Here is a 19638-nt window from a genome sequence, read left to right as displayed (position 1 = left end):
TTCTGGAGCAACGACTACCGGTGTGGGTGAGGAATGCACGACGACAGTGCGACAGATGGTGTGGCGCCGCTCTTGCGTCGGTTTGCTGCATGGATCGATCCTGGCGTGACCTCGAACGAAGAGAGCAAGCGATCCTATTATGCCGATGCAGTAATCGTTCCTGATGCCAATGTGCTTCTAAACCTCTATCAGTATACTCCGGCCACGCGTGGTGACCTGCTTGCAGCGCTTGAGTCCATCTCGGCGAGGCTATGGCTCCCGCATCAGGTGGGCCTCGAGTTCGTGCGGGGCAGAGCCGGCGTGATCAAGCGGCGAAACGAGGCGCTGTCCAAGGCACCTGGTGAGATCAGCCGGGCCTTCGATGCAGCCTGGAAGCAAATCGATACCGCGCTGAATCGGGTAAAATCCTTGATTGTCAGCTACTCCGACCCGTATGGCCTCGATGAAATCGAGGACTTAGTTAGTCGACCGCTGTTCGAAGAGGCCAGTGCTCCGTGGAAATCTGCGTTGATAGCGCATGCCAAGAAGATCAGAGATGAGCACGATATAGACCCGGATGCACTCGCGGGCGACACTGATGAGCTATTGAAAACCATCGCTGGTCTATTCTCTGACCGAATCGGCAGTCCGGTTGACGAAGCAATTCTGCGGAGTAGGGTGGAGCATGCTATTCATTTCCGCTATCCGAATGAGATTCCGCCTGGATTCTCAGATCATGGCAAAGGAAGCGAACTCCTTGCGGCTGGAGATTTCCTTGTCTGGGAGGAAATGGTTGAGCACGGGCAGACACTGCCGCGTGGCACCAAGACGATCTTTGTGTCAGGCGACACGAAGGAAGACTGGTACCAACCGGCGGACCTTGGCCAGAAGCGGCGGCCGTGGCCGTACCTAATTGATGAGTTTCGGCTGCGGACTGGTGGTGAGATCCTTATAGTTGAAACCTCGCAGTTCTACGCCGATATTAAAGAATATCTTGGTGCAGACATTGCTACGAGCTCTATCGAGGAGGCGAATCGGTCAGTAGCGTGGCCCGAAGATGGCATCTTCTTGCCGCCCGGAGTTCTTGCGGAGCTCGATCCTCCGGATGCCCTGATGGCTGCCGCATACCTGTCTGTGCCACAGGCGGGTAAAGCCGTCATGCGGCGCGACACTGATCGCTCCTTTCGGTGGTGGCTAATCGGGGTGACCAGAGATCTGGGTCTCCGAGAACGCCACGACGATGAACCGCGCTTCGACCTTCAGGCGTTTCTCCGGGCGGGTTCTGCTGATCGGCCGCAAGACTGGGTCCTGGCTGGGAGCGTACTCAAGGTGGGAGAGTTTCCGTATCTCACAATGTTTGTTGCCCCTTGGTTTGTTTCGGTTCTCGAGCGATGCTCGAATGTAGATCGGAAGATCTTTCTAAGCCTTGCCCATCAGCACGGCCGTATGACCGGGTTCGATTCGGCTGAGCCACCTGTGTCGCCATGAGACGGGACGGGATCGATATCGGTGACGCATCGACGCCTGAATTGAGAGTAGGTATTCATGGCAGGGAAAGATCAGGATCCGCAGGGAGAGTGGGAACAACTCCGCCCAGATGCTCTGCTCGCGATCAGAGGACTTGCTGACTCATTGGAGGTCGGCGATATTCCGACGCAAGAGCTCCTTGATCTGTATGTGTACAGCAAGCGGGTAGTGGCGGAGGTCATGGGGGCTCGCTTCGACATGGAGTTCCCGGGCTTGAGTCCCGAATTCCATCGATTGCGGGAGGATCTTAGCGAGACGATGGTCTCCCGCTATGGCGGTTCGGTGCCGGCTCCGTATCTGGTAGTGCCGTATGGCTCAAAGGTTCACGAAAAGCTCTTTCATATCTTGCTGCAGCGATTCGATACTGAGGTTCCTGCTGGGCTGCTTCGGGTCCCAACTCGTGATTCCGTACATACGGAGCGACGCGTGCGCGAACTTCGTGAATTGGGCTTGGATATTGATACGAAGAAACATTCCGGTATTGATACCTACAGACTATGTTCACTGAACCTGGACTTCTCCCTTATTCCGAAGATTATCTTCAATACGGCGCGAGATAAGAAGCATTCGCTGATTTCAAGGGCTGAGCTGGAGAAGATTTTGAAGGCTGGTTAGCCTGCCCGCGGGTGTGTCGTGGAGCCGGGCGAGGCGGCAGCTTCTTGGCAACATGAACAGGAGGCGTGCTGGGAGATGATCGGTCGCCACCGGACTCGCCCTTGTGGCAGAGTGCAACTGTCCCTTCGTCTCAGTTGGGGCGGGATGTCGCTCGCCAATTTCACGCATCTGTCGTCGTGAGTTTGGCGGCTTCGTGACTACTTCGTACCTCGCGATGCAGGCCGACTCCGAAGTGCGCGTAGACAGCCACCCGACCGTGTTGATCTGGGGCAAGACATCGTTGACGCCTTGAGCCCACGGGCAATCAGGTGCTTCAGGTGTCCGGGAATGGCTGAGAGCTACCATTGCGAAGGCTCAGCGGGCCACGGCCACCTGCGTTTCGTGCGGTCGTTCCTCAGGGTCATCCAGTACTGCTCATTCAGGCCAGCTCCACGTCAGCGTGTTCCAGCGGGCGAAGCCGGCCGCTGATGCCCCTTCGAAATCGCTCACGCTCCACAGCTGGCCGTGCGCCGGTCGCGGCTGCGCAAGCCCGATGAGACGAAGCTGCCGAGGCCGCCAGCGCGGTGCCAGGACGTCGAGGTCGAGATAGCGCTGGGCGCCAAGCAGCCCGGTGCCCTGGACGCGTCCCGCTACGACGTGACCGCAAACCCAATCGGGTTGGTACGCCTGTAGGAAGGGACCGCAGGCGAGGCGGAACGGACAAGTGGGGCACGTGCCCGGTCCCGGTGTGGCGTCTAGGTCTCGGCGGCCGGCGGCAGCGTCATTCAGCAGCGCACGCGCGGATGCCGCCCGCCTTGTAACGTCGTCGATGGCCTCGCTCTGGATACCAAAACCCTGCGAGCTCCCGTCGGCGCGCCGGATCTCGGCACGCGAGGGCAGCTCGCCGAGCGATGACTGGACTAGGGCGGCGTATATCAGGAGCTGGTCCCTCCGGTCGTCCGTCATGTCGCCCCGACCGGTCTTGAAGTCGGCCACGGTCAGCACACCATCGGCGTGTTCGACAAGGTCCGGCCTCCCCCTCAGTCCGAGCACGCGGTCCTCAAGCCAACGTTCACGCCAGGGAAGCCCGGGCGTCCGGTCGACTTGCTCAGTGGTCGGGGATCGCGCCGGTTGTCCGGATGCGGTTCTGCGTGCCTGCGCGGTAGTGATCGCATCGCCCGTTCGGTCGTGGACGACACGTCTGGCCACCTGGTGCTTTGTGAGCGCCCAGGCGGGCCAGTTCTGAGGAGTCGGCGGCGTGGCGGGTGCCCACTCCCGCTGCAGGCGCTTGTACGCTCGTGAGCTCTCCGCGGCCCAGACTTCGGCGAACTCTTCCTGCGAGCCGAACCGTCGCTCGAGCACTGCGTGCGCAACGTTCCCCACGGCAGCACGCAGACCCATCTTGCGAAGGCCGCTCGTCGCTGGATCCAGCTGGAAGCCTGCGCGCAGGTGACATTTATTCCAGGTCGCCAGAAGGCTGGGGCTGACGTGGTCCACCACCGGCGGCTGTGGCGGACGCCACGTCAGTTCAGGTAGCGCCATACCGATAGTGGGTTGATGCGGAAGGAGCGGACGTCGTCCCACCCCACGGTGCGGAACGACTCCTGTGCCGCTACGTGCGCGAGTGCCTGCTGGTCGGTGAGCCAGTCAGTGTCGAGGCGCCACAGCGGGTGTGCGAGCAGCACGCACTTGTCGCCACGGGCAATGAACGGGACTTCGCATAAGGCTCCAGTCTCGGCGCCTTGCAGCGCGCCTGCCGCCGTCTCGAACTCGGTGGGATCTGACGGGAGTGACCTCGTGACAGTCAGCGGCCTGCCGGTGATGATCTCCAGCATGTCGAGCGCCAGCCGCCAATCCAGGTGCGAGTGGCGCCGCGAATTGTCATATGCGCGCAGGCAATCTGGGCAGGAGAGATCGCAGACCAGCCGGTGCTGCGGGTCTTCCCACTGCTCCGCCACATCGGCGTAGATCCGGTGAAGCATTGCCTCGAACGTCGCCGGCTCGCCGAGCTCCGTGGCATACCCCGCGCCGTTCTCGGCAGTATCGGCCAGGTACACCGCCGCGGCTACCTGCGCCTTAGCGTCTGGCTCGTCCGCTGCCAGCAACGGAACGCGAATCGGATTGATGCCCGACGCAAGCTCGATTGCATCGATGTCGAGGAGGACCTGGGCGCCGCGCCGTAGGATCTCGACGAGTGACGTGTATGCGGCCTTGCCGGACGGCTGATCGTACAGCGCGACGGCAGACGTCGGGATGTCGAGCCTCCGTGGCGTGATCAGCAGTGCGTCGGTCACCCGGATCTCGCCGATGACGGTCAGCTCGGGCGCTCCCGTGCTGCCAGGCTCGGCAATCACTGTCCCATCCTGCGCAGGCGTGAACCGGAACCCCCGGCCGAAGTTGTCGTTCACGGTGACAAGTCGGCTTTGTTCGTAGAGGTGAAGGTCCACCCTGGGTAACTGCTGCTCCCGCGTGGGCTGAGACTTTACCGTGAGGATTGGAGTGGAACCGCGGAGCGCGGTGTCCCCGTCGCCTGTGTAGGGCCTCGCTCTGTAATCGGTGCGAAAGCCGCGGGGCTCGTGCAAGGTGAGCATCTCGAGCATCTCGAAGCATGCTGGGCAGCTGGCGCTGGCAGGCTCAAGTTCGCCGCGACCACACTTCGGGCACCGCCCGAAGGAAAGACCTGTGCCGAGGGGGTCGACCGCCTTGGCGATCGTGCCCTCGACACGGTAGGCGGCGAAACCCTCCACTGTGTGCACGAGTCCATCCTTCACCACCTCCGCCCCCGGGGAGAAGATGGATATCGCTTGGTCGAGCGACCGATCGGAGACAACCTTGGTCTGGAGCCACTCCCGGCTAGTGACCTTCGTATTCCACAGATTCCGGACGCGGGTGGGGAATCCGAACATCGGCAGGATGCCGTATCGGGCCAGGGCCGAGCTGAGTTCGAGGTCGGTCGAGCCCGCCTCCGCTTCCATGACCGAGTCGATGCGGGTCACCAGTTCGTCGGTGACGTAGTGCACAATTGCCGACCTCGCTTCCTCCGAAAGCAGGGTGAAGGCCGCCAGCCGGCGCACAACGTCTCGCACCCGGTCCTCGTGACTCAGCTGGGCGGCAACCTCCTTCCGTCGCTCGGGCCACTCGGTCGTCCTACCGAACGTGCCGTGGTTGCTGTCCGAGGTCCAGGTGGGAGGGTCTGCGAGTGCGGCAAAGGCACGGCGGAGACACTCTGCGGCGACGACACGCTGGATGATCCGCGGCCGCTCAAGATCTAGGAACGGCTGCGGCGGGATGTCACCGGTCATACGGTCGGTGCGCTGGAAGTAGTATTCGTCGTGCGAGCGCGACCGGCACACCGTCACTGCGTAACTGAAGCTGCTGCCTGACCGGCCGGCCCTGCCGACACGCTGCTGATAGTTGAACCGCTGGGGCGGCATGTTCGCCATCATCGTCGCGCGCAAGGAACCGATGTCGACGCCAACCTCCATAGTTGTCGTCACCGACAGGGCATCGAGCTCTTCGGCAAGCGCACTCTCGTTCAGAGCGAACGCACCCTTGAACCAGCGCTGGCGATCTCGCTGCGCCGACAGCGGCTTGGTTTGCCCCGTGAGCTCGGCAATCGACAGACGGCGAGGTTCACGGTGCGCCAGCCAGGCGTAGTAGTCGCCGGAGTCCTCGTCGTGTACGGGTTCCGCGTGGAGTCCGATCGAGAAGCACTGCCGGTTGCTGCATACGCCAAGGCTGGCTTGCAGGTGGACATAGTTGCAGTTGCGGCACCGCCAGCACTCGTCGCCTCGCGGGAGCAGCACAAGCGTCGAGTCGATGGCGGAGGAGCGCAACAGCCAGCCGCTAACCGCTCTGCTGCCGACGTCGGTGGCGAGAAGGGCCTGCAACTGCGTAGTGATTGCGTCGGCTGAGAGCCCAAGGCGCTCCGCGACCTTGCCGACGTACCTCGCGACAGGTGCAGGCATAACGGCCGTCGTCTGGACCCCGCCCCTGCGGCTACCTTCGTATCGGCTGAGCGTCCCGAGGATGCGCACCACCGATCCCACGAGCTGGACCAGTTCGGCCTCACCCAGAGGGCCCTCCACTCGCGGCAGCCCGTGGATGGCCATACGAGCTATCTGGACCGACTCAAGGTCACGACGAGCACGGTCGAACACCGCCTCCATCACGGCCTCACGTAGATCCTCCATGAGCTTTTGCTGACCCTGGGTCAGCGGCAGCTCTGGCCAAGCACCGCTGACGGGTGGGGCAAAGGCTCGGTACCAGGGGGTCGTGCCGTCGAGCTGATCCTCCAGGTAGCGGTTCCAAGGGTTCGGCCCTCCAGGGTTCGCGCCGAGCCGGACCAAGGCATCTCGGATGCGGCCGTAGAGCTGAGGCAGGGCGACCGAACTCTCGCCGGCGAGCGCGGCGAGCGCCTCGTGAAGAGCCTTCTCCTGCTCGGGAGTCAGCGACATCCCAAGGTCCTGGCTCATCAGCGCGACCTTGGCTAGCCCAAGCCCTCTGACGGTTACGTCTGCCATGTCCAGATCCCTCAGCCGAGGCACGGGATCCGGCGCTTCCTGGACCTCCTGGCGCAGAACCTGTCGCACCAGGTCCCGATAGTGGTTTCGCGCGACTCCGGCAGCGGTGCGTGCGGCGTCATCCCGGCCGTCGGTGAACACGATCGTCTTCGCGTCAGCGATCGATGCCCGTCCAGCCCGCCCCTCGGCCAGAGAGCGGACGAGCTGCGACAAGTAGAGTTGAGTTGCAGCGGCCGGGCCCGTGGTGTGTGCACGCACCGGCGAGTTGACCTGCCCACTAGTGAAGGAGCCCGCCTTCGGCTGGGTGGCAGCGTAGCCGCAGGTGGGGCACCGCGTCGGCAGCGCCGGCACTCGGTCGCCGGTCTTGTGTCCCGAAAAGCTAAGCGTCACTCCGGTAGGCTCGCCATCCGGCGGCATCGACAGCAAGCCAAGCGCCGGATTCCAAGATGCCGCTGCAAATGCCAGCTTCACGCCGCTGTGAGACCATTCCTTGCCCAGGTCAACGAGGCCCGGGCGGTACCACACGAATTCCGTCGACGAGCGTAGGAAGACCTGCTTGCCGCTCTGGCTCTCCTCCACCGGCCCCGGGGCGAGGGCGACCTGCGATCCTTCCTGCTGGAGGACGAAGCCACCGAGGCTGATATCACCGCACTCGTAGCAGTAGAGCAGCTCGAGCACCCTGCTGCCGCATGTGGCGCAGTTGTGCGCGGGAGTGGTGAAGAGTCGGCCGATGCCGCTTGGCGACTCCTCGCCGGAATGGCACCGCGGGTTACTACAGGCCCAGACACCGCGCGGCATCCGGACGAAAGCATGTGCGCGCAACGGGATCAGCTGGGCCTCGTCCGGCTTCGGTGCCGCGAGTGCCAGCTGGGAGAAGACGCCGTCAAGGAGTTCCAGTTGGTCAGGCTCGTGTGGGAACAGGCGGTCAGCGAGGCTGGTGACTGATGTCGCCCGCAGCCGCTCCTCCTCTGGGTCCTGGCAGGCGAGCGCTACCGCGCGCGACAGATCGGCGGCAGACCTGCGGGCAGCCTCCACGTCGTCCCGCGTGATCGGGGGCGGGGCTTGTAGGTCCAGCGGGCGCCCTGGGCAGATCGTGAAGCTTCGCCGGTCGATGCCGAAAAACTGTTCGAGGTAGTCCATGCTGCGGGACGACTCGTTGAGCGACGCAGAGGTGCCGATGATCCTTAGCTTCGGCGAGTCAGGTGCGATGCCCAGGCGGTGTAAGAGCGAGCGGATGATCATTGCGACCTCGCTGCCCTGGGTGCCGCGGTAGAGGTGAAGCTCGTCGACCACGAGTGTGAAGATGCTCCCGGGCTTCGCCAACCACGCCGCCGTCTTCTCGAAGATTGGATCCTCGAACTGCCGCATCATGATCGAGTTCAGCATCGAGTAGTTCGTGACCATGATGTCCGGTGGATCCTCGATCATGTCCCAGCGTGTCAGCATCTCGCCTGAGCGCGGGTCCTGGAACTGGTCGAGGTCGAGCTCCTGGTGCCAGGCGGAGCCCTGCTGACGCTGGCCGGTCGCGTCTGCGTTCGCCTTCCGCAGACCCGCAACCTCATGTTCGAGCCCCTTCAGTTCCGCCGCTACTTCGCTCGCCGCCCGCTTCCCCCGGGGCCGTCGGCCGGAGCCGGGCGTGCTGCCCGTATAGCGGCCGAACCAGATGGGCGTGCGCGGTGCCGACTCACGCAGTGCCCGCACAGCACGGCGGAGTCGGGTCATCTGATCCTCGACCAGCGCGTTGGTGGGATAGAGGATCAGGGTGCGAATAGCAGAGTCACGTGTCTCGCCGTGGCGCATCGGCCGCCATTGCGGAGACGCGGAGGACCACCACCAGTCTGCTCCCGGCTGCGTAGACCAGTCACGTGCCTCCTGCATAACCCTGAGGAGGACTGGGAGCAGAAATGCCTCCGTCTTGCCGGAGCCGGTCCCCGACGTGACGATAACGTTGCGTCCCTCGCTCAGCGCGGGCCGGAAGCCGTGCTCGATCGACTCGGCCTGGTGCTCCCGCAATCGCAGGTTGGGCATAGGTGCACCCGGAAAGACGGCCTCGCCGACAAGCTGAGCTACGTCGGCGTCGATGCCCACTCGGCGGGCGATGTCCGCGAGCGGGTGTGTATTCGCGTACGGCATCACCGGCTCGATCATGAGGTCGCCGACCAGCGCACCGGGAGCCTCGAGCAGTCTCCTGCGTTCGCGCATCACAGCGTCGTTGTCGAGCCAGAATGCGGTATCGAAGTACTTGAGAAAGACATCCCGAAGATCGCGAGCGAGCTTCGTCGGGTTGGTAGGCGCCACGGTAGTCCTCTCAGGTCATCAGCAAAGTCAGCAGGAGATCCGCAGTCTCCTGGTCGATGTCGGGATACAGCAGGCACGGGACCTTTGTCCTGGCGACGGTCACTCTCGCCCGCCTGGGCTGCTCTCCGCTGCGCAGGACAAGCGCACGGGCATAGAGCCCTGGTAGATCGCACCCGAGGGGCACGAGCACTTCGCGCCGGGACAGCTCATACATCGCAAGCATCGTCCCCGCCGAGTTGGCGGCCAGATGCTTGGCCAGATGTACGGATGCTGGAGCGACCTGCCGGTCTGTCGCATCTGCGGCTGACGCATATGTGTATATGGTCTCGAACCCGCGACGCAGGCGGTACGCGCCCGGTAGCGTCAAGTCGGACGTCTGAGCCCACGAGATCCGCGTCGTGTCAAACCTTTCCGCCAGCGTGAATCCCGGTCTGGGCTCACGCGGCAGCGCCCGCGCGACTTCGGAGAGCGGCGGAAGGGCCCTGAGGATACCTGCCCCAGCCTCACGGACGAGCGTGACGTTTTCGGTGGGCAGGAAGTCGAGCGCGGCACCCTTCAGACCCGTGATCATCCTGCGCGCGGGTCCGTCCGTGCGCGGTTCGGTCTGGAAGGCGCCTCCCAGGGAAGCCGCGCGAGCAGCGATGGCGACCACTTGTTCTGGCGGCCAATGTCCAACCAGCTCGGCCGTCGAGCTCGGCATGACCGCCAGGCAAGTTGGCGACATCTCCCAGCGCGCGCACTCGCCTCTTGCATTACGTTCGACCGCTATATGTCCCAGAGCTTCCAGGACCTGCGGAAACGCGCTTGTAAACAATGCCGTGCCGTCGATCTGGCCGGCGATCGCTGTGATGCTCGACCCGATGCCGCCACCGAGGTGCATGAGTACGTCCAGGGCGCTGTCCCACAACCCCTGTTCCTGGCCACCGACCGCAGGCAGCTCGTCAACCGATATGTGAGTTGGAGCTGCAATGGCATGCGTCGTGGCACCCCCGGATCTCCAGTTCGGCTTCACCCACCCTGGTGACCGCTTGACTAGGCCGCAGTACCGACATGTGCCTTCGATGAAGCGTGGCTGCTTGCCGCCGAGATAGGCCGGAAACTCGACATAGTGGGCGCCGGTGACAACGCACGACTTGGGATCCGGGGCGCCGACCTGGATCGACGCGGCGACCGGCGCCGCGTCCGCGACCGGCTGCCATGGCGCACGGTCGCGGGCTACCGCCGCAATCTGAATCGCCCGGTCGCCCTCCACGGCCGCGCCGTCCACGAGGATGGCCTTCTCATCGTCGCCATGCTCACCGGCAGTGATGGCGCCAAGCGGCCCAGTCAGGTCATATGTCAGTCGTGGGACGGTCTGCCAGCCCGGGTCGGGCGTGTCCGCCGATCGGAGGCGTAGGCTGAGTTCCTGAGCTGGCGACGATGAATCGCCGAGCAGCAAGCTGACCCTGTAGTCTCCGTCGCCAAGTCCTTCATCGCGCAGCGGGACGATCAGCGCACCTCCTTTTCCCCTCCACTCCCTCAGGGGTGTGTCCTCGTGACTGTCGACGAGCCGGATGCGCACAATCTCCTCGCTCTGGACTGCGGCGCGCAGCTCTGGTGGGGCAGTCGAGGACCACTTGCGGACGCGGGATGGAATGCGCATCCCACCGGCGATCGCCAACTGGTCGCGTGCAAGCGGCACCAGTTCGTTGAAGCGTGTGCCGCTCGGCGCGCCGAAGAGCTGGATCGAGTCGACGGCAACCCAACCGTCTGGCAAGCCCTCAAGTTCGTTGTGGACGGAGAACCCGGGTCGGGCGCATGTGTCGATCGTCGCAACGACCTCGTCTGCGATGCACCTCCCGTTGGCCTCGCGCTTGACCAGCAGCATGCATTGGACATTGAGCTGCAGGCGCTCTTGCTCGACGTATCCGTTCACCATGTCGTCCCATACCAGGGGGACGATGATGCGGGGCGGGTGTTTGAGCACCATGCCCGGTGCGTCGGTTGGCCGGACGCTGAGCACGCCTTCAAGTACAGATCGGATGTCTAGCCCGTCTGAGGCGCCCGCGCGCCACAGGCTCGAGACCGCGGGCCGGAAGGGCAACGGGATCCACGCTCCTGCGGCGGATTCGACCTCCATGCCTTCCCCGGCCGCGTCGGCGGGGCGGCGCAGCGTCACGGAGATATCAAGGTTGGTGTCCATGAAGCCATTGCGCATCTGTGCCATCAGGCCCAGCTTCTGCAGCTTTCGCTGACCTGCCTGCCCGTCGGGGATCATCCCATCCCACTCGGCCAGCTCCACCGCCGCGACCGTGGCGATCCGCTCCTGAGCAGCCGCCTTGCTCCACAACCTGCGCAGGTTCTTCGAGACCGGGCAGTGTTCCGTTTCGAACCACGCCTGCAGGTAGGGTACGAGCGCTTCCGGCGCGATGCTCATCCCGCCGGCGAGACCATACTGCGCGAAGAACTCGGGGAAGTGACGGCGATCGGCATGGCGAACGAGCGCCTGTGAGATAGGCAGCCCAATGAAACGATGCTGCAGTGCATAGGCGGTCGGCAATCCACGTGCGCCGTCGAGATCGTCGAGCCATTGGTTCAGCCAGCGCCAGAAGTACTCAGCGAAGTGGGTATAGACGGTGCGCACGTCGTCGCCTGGCACGTCCAGCAACTTGGCGAGCCGCGGGTAATAGGCCGTCGTGCTAAGGCTGTCATCCTGCCCCATGTCTTCGGCTGCCTGCACCGTTAGGGCTAGAAACGCCAGAATGGGCGGAGGCTCAGTTCTGTTGGTCCGGCGCCACTCGCGCAGGCGCTTGTTCAACGCGGTGAGAGTGAACTTGTCGCCGTCGATCACCACGTCACGGACGGCGACACACAGACCTTCTCGAGGATCGCCGGACCAACCCGCACGTACTGCGACGGTCGCGAGAAGATCCTCCTCGAGATCTAGGTAGACGGGCGTGGCGTCGTCTACGTCGGGGTACATCGTGTCGGCCACGGCATCGTTCCACCGGTCGTACGATGCCCAATCAGCCAGCGTCATGCGAGGCCCCCTCCGCACGTCCGCGCCTGTACCGATACGAGCGATGCGGGACTCGAGGTTGGGATTCTCTGTACGGGGCCGGTGCTCGTGGTCCGGACGCAAGCTTCGAGTCCGACCGCTCGCACTCTCCCCGGCCATGCATCGACCGGGGCGGACCAGCTCAAGCCGCTGGTGGCCCGTTCACACGCCTCAAGCCGCACAGCGGACGGTGACGTCCTCCTAGTCCGACCAGTAAGCCAGCAATCGATTTCGCGGCCTCGAGGCCGATGATGTTCACACCACATGTAGAACCCCCGTCCGCTACATCGGCGCGCGGTTACCGGGTGTTACATGATGCTCTGGGAAGGGCCGCGGTTTGGGGTGCGGCGTGGGAGTGCGGGTGGGTGATTCGTCGTTGTTGGTGAGGTGCTGGTGGGTGGTGGTAGGCCCTCCAGGGCCTTGAATGCTTGGGCCAGGTCCGGGGGTAGTTGCATGCGCGGCGGCGTGACGAGGCGGTCGGCCTCCTTGTCGGGGCCGGTTACGGGGCGGACTGTCGGGAGGTGGTCGAGCTTGTCGAGGGCGACGCCCTTCGAGCGTCCGAGGCGGTTGGCTGTCACGTCGAAGATCTCGCCGTCCTTGCGGGGCGCGAAGGCGACGACCTGCCGCACCGGTAGGGACGATTCGGTCGGACCCTCGAACTCCCGGTAGGTGACTCGGTGCGAAGGTCCCATCGGCCGCCCGCGCCGGTTGAACTCCTCCACGACCGGGATCTTGATCTCGGCGCAGTCGCGAAGATCCGGATGATTGTCGGAACGGCCGAGGCGCTCGCCGGCGAACTCGGTCTCACGGCCTTCGCGCAGGGCGCTCAGCGCGACGCGAACTGCTTCGAACTGCTTGGCTGCAGCACCATTCGGGTCCGCTTGGGCACGGGCGTGGAGCTCACGAAGCTCGTCCCGGAGCTCCGGATCGAGGACCAGGTGATACTTGGCCGTCATCGGGGTGCTGGCGGGGGCTTGGCGTCGCTGTCGAGGTTCCATCCGAACTCCGCGGCGAGTTCGTCGGCAGAGACGTAGTCCTCGACACGGTTCGTCGCCAGGCGCCGCCGAGTGACGTCGCGAATCTGTGCGGCCTGCTCGGCGTCCTCGGCGAGCTCCTCGAGCTGCTCCCACCGGTCGAAGGGAACGACCACGCCTTCTGGGTGGCCGTCGTCGCCGAAGATTAGCGGCTCAGCCTGACCTGCCCGGAACCGCTGCAGCATCTTAGGCAGGTTGTACGCCGCGGTTGCCGTATCGATCACGTTAACGCGGTCACCGTTCGGGCGATCCTGTGGCGTCTCCGTCGACATCTGAGCTCCTTTGCTGGCTGTCTTTCCAGATTAGACGAGTCAGCCGGCGTGTATGCGTGGTCTTTACGGTGGTCCGGCATCGTCATCAGGATAAGAGGTCCGTGCTGGTCCGGGTCGGAGTTATCCACAGTGCGCTACTTCGATTTGAACTCTGACTCGTTGGCCGGCTCGCTCAGGTCCAGGTCGAAATCGGCTGCGACTTGCTCGATGGGGATTGAGGGCGGGGGTCGGACAGGCGGGCGCGTTCGATCGTGTAGGTGGTATCGAGACCGTCCTCGTCGAAGACGCGCGTGTCGAGGGTGCGCCAGAGTTCGAAGGGGACGACTACGCCCTCGGGCCTGTCTGCGTCGCCGAAGATGAGTGGGTCCGTATGGCCGAAGCGGAAACGTTCGAGCATTTTCGGCAAGAGCTCTGCGGCGGTCGATGTCTTGATCACCCAGACGCGTTCTCCGTCGGGGAGCAGGTATGACGCTTCTTCGGAGTCCACCGTGAGCCTTCCTGTTTGACGGCCGTTCTCATCAGAATATGAGTAACGCGCCGCTCGGGAGATGAGTTATCCACAGGGGCTCGGAGTGGTTGTCGGGTGGGTGGGGTGGGCGTAGTTTCGGGGGTGGGGTGAGTGGGGGTGAGCGCCGGCGGGGGTGTGTCGGCCGGTGGAGGAGGCTCTGCCCGGACGTCCCTCCAGATGGGTGGAGCTCAAAGGAGCCCGGGGTGCTTTGGCGCTCCGGGCTCCCTGTATGAGAGGTACCGACGAGCCGCATTCGCGATCGGGTGGGCGAGGTGGGGCGATCGCGGGTAGGACGGCTGGGTGCGGAGGCTGGGGCGGTTGCCTCGCCGAGGCATTCGCTCAGGGCAGCTCGCGCGCCGGCGAAGCCGGCTGGAAGGCAGCCGGTGTCGTTGTTGGTGCGGACGGGAAGTGGGTGGCTACTTACCGTTGCGGTGGGTGGGGGTTGTCGAGGATTATTGGCGCGAGGTTGGGGAGGGGTGGCTGTGGGGGCTTGGGTTGATGTGGTGTTGGTGGATGTTGATCCGGAGGTTGCGGATCGGGGGATTCGGCAGTTGCGGCGGGAGTTGCGGCAGGAGTTCGAGACGCGTGATGTGTTGACGTCGGCGCCTGACGGGAGCAAGGGGGACGCGGCTGCGGTGGGGGCGGTGGCGGTTGCGTTGGGTGGGGCGGGTGGGATGGTGCCGTTGCTCATTGCGGTACTGCGGGATTGGCTGGGGCGGCGTACCGCGGGGCAGCGGGTGAAGCTGACCGTGGGGGACGATTCGATCGAGGTGGATGCGGCCTCGGACTAGGAGCAGCGGCAGTTGATCGAGGCGTTCCTGCGCAGGTACGAAGCGAGCTGAGCCATGGGGCAGCGCCGGGCCTTGCTGGTGGCCACGTACGAGTACCAGGACGCCGGGCTGCGGCGGTTGGCGGCGCCGGAGCGGGACGTCGAGGCGTTGGCCGAGGTGCTCGAGGACCAGGCGATCGCGGGGTTCGACGTACAGGTACTGATGAACCGGCCCACGCACGAGGTGGGGAAGGCGATCGCGGACTTCTTTGCCGCTGGTGAGCGCGACGACCTGATGTTGCTGTACTTCAGCGGGCACGGGTTGAAGGACGACAACGGCCGGCTCTACCTGGCGATGCAGAACACGGTGCGGGACAGCCTGCGGTTCACGGCGTTGTCGGCGGTGTTGGTGGGGGAGGCGGTGTCGGAGAGCCGGTCGCGGCAGACGATCCTCATTCTGGATTGCTGCTACAGCGGGGCGTACGCGGCGGAGCAGTTCGCCAAGTCGGATTCCGCAGTACACACGAAGGAAGCGTTCGGTGGGCGCGGGCGGATCGTGTTGACTGCGTCGGACTCGACGCAGTACGCCTTTGAGGGAACGGAATCGGTGTTCACGCATCACCTGGTCGAAGGGCTGCGTACCGGGGCCGCTGACCTGGACGCCGATGGGGATGTCACGACCGACGAGCTGTACGACTACACCTACAAGGCTGTCACCGCTGAGCAGCCGGGCCAGCGCCCGCGCCAGTTCGCGGAGACCGAGGGCCGGACGGTCGTTGCCTCCAACCCGCGCTGGGCGCTGCCTGAGTATCTCGCGAGCGCGATCAAGAGTCCCCTCGCCGAGATCCGTCAGTCGGCGCTAGCACCGCTAGGTCAGTTGCTGCGGGCAAGCAACGAGCTGGTACGCCGTACCGCGCGCGAGCAGCTCGAGCTACTCCGGGAGGACGACAGCCGGAGTGTCGCGGCCGCGGCGCAGGCGTACCTCGACAACCCGCCGCCACCTGTCCGCCCGCAACCGAGCACCACGCCGACGCCGAGACGGACCAGCGGACCGACGTTCAGCGCGGCGGCGAAGGCGTCGGCACGACGATGGCGCGGCCGTTTCCATCTGCCGGACCTGGACTGGCCGATCCTGGGCTTGGTCGTGATCGCCGCCGCCGCGCAAGTCGTCTGCGCAGTCCTCGCGACAGCACACATCTGGGAACTGATTGTCGTAGCAGTGCTAGCGATTGCCGTCGTACCGACGGTGATCAGGTTGCGCGAGAACGCGACTGCCTTCGTCGTCGGACTGGCCGGTCCGGCGCTGCTGGCGACCGCCATGGCGACTGGCTGGATCACGCACGAACTCCGGTCAGACGTGCACCCGTTGCCGGCGACCTGGTACTTGATCGCGTCCGTGGCGTGGCTGGTCGCCGGCGTCATCGGCCTGCTGCGATTCCGCCGTACGCCGCCAGTGAGAAACCCACCACACAAGCTGCTGATCGGGCTCGGCGCTGCGGCGGCAGTCCTGGTGCTCGTGATCCTGCTGTACTTCGATCGGCACAGCACAGTGCATCCGCTCAACGTCGTGCTCCTCTACCTACTGACGGCTGAGGTCGCGATCGCGGGGTCGCTGATTCATGTCAACCGTCAGTTCCTGGTCGGCTGGGTCGTGAGCGGGTTCGTGGTTCTGTTCGGCTTCCTGCGGTTCCAGAGCAAAACCGATCCGCAGCAACTCGCCGCCATCGCCCTGCTCGTGGTCTGGCTCGTTCTCGGCGTCGCAACCGTGATGCTCCGGCCCGGCAAGCCACTCCGACGCTGGATCACCACGGGCGCCCTCGTCGCCCCTGCGGTACTCGGCATCGTCGCGATCAACGTCATACCGTCCGCTCCGCAGGCGCCGTTGGCGGTCGGGCTCGCGGTCAGCCCGGACGACCGGTTCCTGTACGCGACGGACGTCGAGAACGGCCGGGTGATGAGGTTCAGTACGACGACGCAGGAACGCGTCGGCGATTCGCTCGAGGTCGGCGAGTTCCCGAGCAACCTGATCGTCGAGCCCGACGGATCCCGGCTGTACGTCGCCAACTCGAATTCGAACTCGGTCTCGGTGATCGATGCCGCCAACTGGACCGTGGTCGGTCAGCCGATCGCTGTCGCGCCCGGGCCGACGAAGTTCGCGCTGAGCATTGCGACGCACCGCTTGTTCGTACTGAGTCAGACGGCGGCGACGATCACCGAGATCAACACCGAGACGCTGGCGACGGTCGGCGGACCACTCGCCGCGGGATCCACCCCGACGGATGTCGCGATCGACGACCGGGGCCGGCTCTACATCTCGTCCAAGGACGGCGACACCGTTGCGGTCATCGACGCGAAGTCTCGGGCGGCGGTCGGCGGTCCGATCAAGGTCGGCGACGAGCCACGTGACCTCGTCCCGGGCCCCGGCGGAGCGCTCTATGTCGTCGGGCGTGCGACGTACGACGTCATCAACACCAAGGGTGAGGCGTCGACGCAGGGCAAGATACCGGAGGCGGCCACCGCGGGTGCCGTCAGCAACGATGGCAAGCACCTCTATGTGTTCGGGCGATCGGGTAGCGACGACACGGTCCACGTCGTCGACGTCGGTAGCGGCAAGGTCGACGGCTCGCTGGCCAAGAACCTGGGGCTGCCCTCGCGGATCGCGGTCAGCCCGGACGGGCAGCGGATCTATCTCAGTCGGTTCTTCGAGCCCGGGATCGACGTACTCGACAGCTCGGGGCCGAAGGAGATCGGCGTCATCGACACCAACGGCTGAAAGGCCGGCCCGCAGGCCGGCCTTTCAAGGAGAATCAGAGGTTGCGGAAGAACTTGCGGAGGTCCTCGGTGACCTCTTCGGGGCGCTCGAGGGAGGCGAAGTGGCCGCCCTTGTCGTAGTTGGACCAGTGCACGATGTTCGTGTTGTCCCGCTCGGCCAGCGGGCGGATCGTCTTGAAGTCGTCGGCGAAGACGGCGACGCCGGTCGGGGCGTGGTTGAGCTGCGGCTCCGCGCCGGAGTTCGCTTCCTCGTAGTGGTACCGGCCGGCCGCGGCCGAGGTGTTCGTGAACCAGTAGAGCGAGACCTCGGTGAGGATCTGCTCCTGGGTGACCAGGCTGGTGCCGTTGCCGAAGTTGTTGAAGAGTTCGTTCCAGGCGAGCTGCCCGACCGGCGAGTCGGAGATGCCGACGGCGACGGTCTGCGGGCGGGTCGAGTTGATCGCGTTGTACCCGCCGACCGACTGGAACCACTGCAGGTGCTCGAGCGCCGCGTAGTCCTCCGGCGTGAACTTCTCGAACTCGGTCGGGTCGCCCGACGGGAACGAGAACAGCTGCAGGACGTGCAGCCCGAGGAACCCGGGCGGGTTGAGTACGCCGAGCTCCCGGCTGATCATCGCGCCGCCGTCCGACCCGTGAGCGCCGTACGACTCGTAGCCGAGCCGGCGCATCAGCGTGTCGAAGGTACGGGCGGCCCGCGCCATCGTCCAGCCGCGGTCGACGAGCGGCGTGCTGAACCCGAAGCCGGGGATCGACGGTACGACGACCGAGAACGCGTCCTCGGCGGATCCGCCGTACGCGACCGGGTCGGTGAGCGGGCCGATCATGTCGAGGAAGTCGACGAACGAACCCGGGTACGTGTGGGTCAGCAGCAGCGGGGTCGCGCCCTCGACCTCGGACGGCACGTGGATGAAGTGCACGGTCTGCCCGTCGATCTCGGTCAGGTAGTGCGGGAACTCGTTCATCCGGGCCTCCTGCGCCCGCCAGTCGAACCCGTTCTGCCAGTGGTCGACCATCTCGCGGAGGTAGTGGTTCGGAGTGCCGAGGTCCCAGTCGTCGCCCGGGGCGGCCTCCGGAAGGCGGGTCCGCGCGAGGCGGGCGTTGAGGTCGTCCAGGTCGGCCTGGTCGATCGTGACGGTGAAGGGCCGGATGCTCTCGTTCGTGTTCATGGCTCTACCATAGAATCCGTATAGGAACATTAGATTCCTAATTAGGAGATTGATTTGCTGGAGACTTCGCAGCGTCTGCTAGCACTGCTAGCTCTCCTCCAGACGCGCCCCGCGTGGACCGGTTCCGAGCTGGCCGAGCGGCTCGAAGTGACGACGCGGACAGTGCGGAACGACATCGACCGGTTGCGCGAGCTCGGGTACCCGGTCGACGCGACGCGGGGTCCGGCCGGCCACTACCAGCTCGGCGTCGGCGCGAAGCTCCCGCCGCTGCTGCTCGACGACGAAGAAGCGGTCGCGGTCGCCGTCGGTCTGCGGACCGGCGCGGGCGTTGTCGGTATGGCGGAGAGCAGCGTCCGCGCGCTGACCAAGCTCCAGCAGGTGCTCCCGCATCGTCTGCAGCGGCAGGTGAACGCGATCACGGAGTCCATGGACAAGGGCCCTGACAACACGCGTTCCAACGTCGACGCTCCCGAGATCGACACCGCCGTACTGTCGACGATCGCGGCGTGTATTCGGGACGAGCATTATCTTCGCTTCGAGTACGTCGTACCGGATGGTGTGTCGATGTACAAAGCCGGGTCGGGGGTTGGGCAGGAGCTGCCGATCCTTGTCGAGCCTTATCGGCTGGTGAGCTGGCACGGGTATTGGCATCTCGTGGCGCGGGACGAGGATGCGGTCTGGCACTCGTACCGGGTCGACTGGATGTCGTTGCGGATGGCAACAGGTCGGCGGTATCAGCCGCGTCCTATGACGGACGAGGCGTATACCGATTTCGTACTGCGTGACGTCGCGTCGACCGGGTGGAAGGTGCATGCGCGGATCACTGTGTATGCACCCGCGCAGGAGGTGTTGTCGCGGATTCATGCTGCCGTCGGGATCGTGGAGTCGGTCGACGACAACACCAGCGTCCTGGTCACCGGCGCCGACTCCCTCGAGGTGATCGCCGTCTACATCGGCATGCTCGGCCTCGACTTCCACGTCGACGGCCCACCGGCCCTCGTCAGCCACCTGGAAACCGTCGGCAAACGGTACTTGAAGGCGATCGACGTACCGAACGGCGGCTGACGCGTACCTGATGACAGCGCGTCACGGATACGGCAGGGTAAGAGCTGTCGCTCCTGGGGGTGGGCAGGACGGGGAGTCTCGGTTGAGGGAGGAA

12 protein-coding genes are annotated in these 19638 nt (G+C 64.9%); 5 read left to right on the top strand and 7 right to left on the bottom strand.

Annotated features, from left to right (window positions below; all coding sequences use genetic code 11):
- Nucleotides 1–33: 33 nt before the first annotated feature.
- Entirely contained in the window at nt 34–1467 is a 1434-nt protein-coding gene (locus tag OHB24_RS39740) for a PIN-like domain-containing protein (RefSeq protein ID WP_327636128.1), read from the top strand.
- A gap of 57 nt (nt 1468–1524) precedes the next feature.
- On the top strand, nt 1525–2121 hold the full coding sequence (locus tag OHB24_RS39735) for a hypothetical protein (RefSeq protein ID WP_327636127.1): 597 nt from the start codon (nt 1525–1527) through the stop codon (nt 2119–2121).
- A gap of 414 nt (nt 2122–2535) precedes the next feature.
- Here the strand turns inward: OHB24_RS39735 and OHB24_RS39730 are convergent, their stop codons facing one another.
- The 6 genes from OHB24_RS39730 to OHB24_RS39705 all read right to left on the bottom strand — a co-directional run bounded on the left by OHB24_RS39730 (nt 2536) and on the right by OHB24_RS39705 (nt 13751).
- Entirely contained in the window at nt 2536–3642 is a 1107-nt protein-coding gene (locus OHB24_RS39730) for a RecB family exonuclease (RefSeq protein WP_327636126.1), read from the bottom strand.
- Nucleotides 3624–8921 (bottom strand): DEAD/DEAH box helicase, encoded by a 5298-nt coding sequence (locus tag OHB24_RS39725; RefSeq protein ID WP_327636124.1) that lies wholly within the window; start codon nt 8919–8921, stop codon nt 3624–3626. The genes OHB24_RS39730 and OHB24_RS39725 overlap by 19 nt, the downstream gene beginning before the upstream one ends.
- 10 nt (nt 8922–8931) lie before the next feature.
- Entirely contained in the window at nt 8932–11940 is a 3009-nt protein-coding gene (locus OHB24_RS39720; protein ID WP_327636122.1) for a hypothetical protein, read from the bottom strand.
- 326 nt (nt 11941–12266) lie between these two features.
- Nucleotides 12267–12914, bottom strand: a complete 648-nt coding sequence (locus OHB24_RS39715) for a hypothetical protein (protein WP_327636121.1) — start codon at nt 12912–12914, stop codon at nt 12267–12269.
- A complete protein-coding gene (locus OHB24_RS39710; RefSeq protein ID WP_327636120.1) occupies nt 12911–13264 on the bottom strand; it encodes a hypothetical protein in 354 nt (117 codons plus the stop codon). The genes OHB24_RS39715 and OHB24_RS39710 overlap by 4 nt, the downstream gene beginning before the upstream one ends.
- Before the next feature lie 172 nt (nt 13265–13436).
- The gene (locus tag OHB24_RS39705; RefSeq protein ID WP_327636119.1) at nt 13437–13751 is read right to left on the bottom strand and encodes a hypothetical protein; all 315 of its coding nucleotides are present in this window, start codon (nt 13749–13751) and stop codon (nt 13437–13439) included.
- 530 nt (nt 13752–14281) lie between these two features.
- Here OHB24_RS39705 and OHB24_RS39700 point away from each other — a divergent pair.
- Nucleotides 14282–14563 (top strand): effector-associated constant component EACC1, encoded by a 282-nt coding sequence (locus OHB24_RS39700; protein ID WP_327636118.1) that lies wholly within the window; start codon nt 14282–14284, stop codon nt 14561–14563.
- 54 nt (nt 14564–14617) lie between these two features.
- A complete protein-coding gene (locus OHB24_RS39695; protein ID WP_327636117.1) occupies nt 14618–17314 on the top strand; it encodes a caspase, EACC1-associated type in 2697 nt (898 codons plus the stop codon).
- A 34-nt stretch (nt 17315–17348) separates the two neighbouring features.
- On the opposite strand, the gene OHB24_RS39690 is transcribed toward OHB24_RS39695, so the two are convergent.
- Nucleotides 17349–18479 carry an epoxide hydrolase family protein gene (locus OHB24_RS39690; protein ID WP_327636116.1) on the bottom strand — a complete coding sequence of 377 codons (1131 nt, stop codon included), beginning with the start codon at nt 18477–18479 and terminating at the stop codon, nt 17349–17351.
- Between the two features lie 54 nt (nt 18480–18533).
- Here OHB24_RS39690 and OHB24_RS39685 point away from each other — a divergent pair, with 54 nt between their 5' ends.
- Nucleotides 18534–19544 carry a helix-turn-helix transcriptional regulator gene (locus tag OHB24_RS39685; protein WP_327636115.1) on the top strand — a complete coding sequence of 337 codons (1011 nt, stop codon included), beginning with the start codon at nt 18534–18536 and terminating at the stop codon, nt 19542–19544.
- Nucleotides 19545–19638: the final 94 nt, after the last annotated feature.

The sequence above is a fragment of the Kribbella sp. NBC_00482 genome, assembly GCF_036013725.1.
Lineage (GTDB): Bacteria > Actinomycetota > Actinomycetes > Propionibacteriales > Kribbellaceae > Kribbella.
Note: the sequence above shows the minus strand (reverse complement) of the source record. Positions and strands in the feature narration are given on the sequence as shown.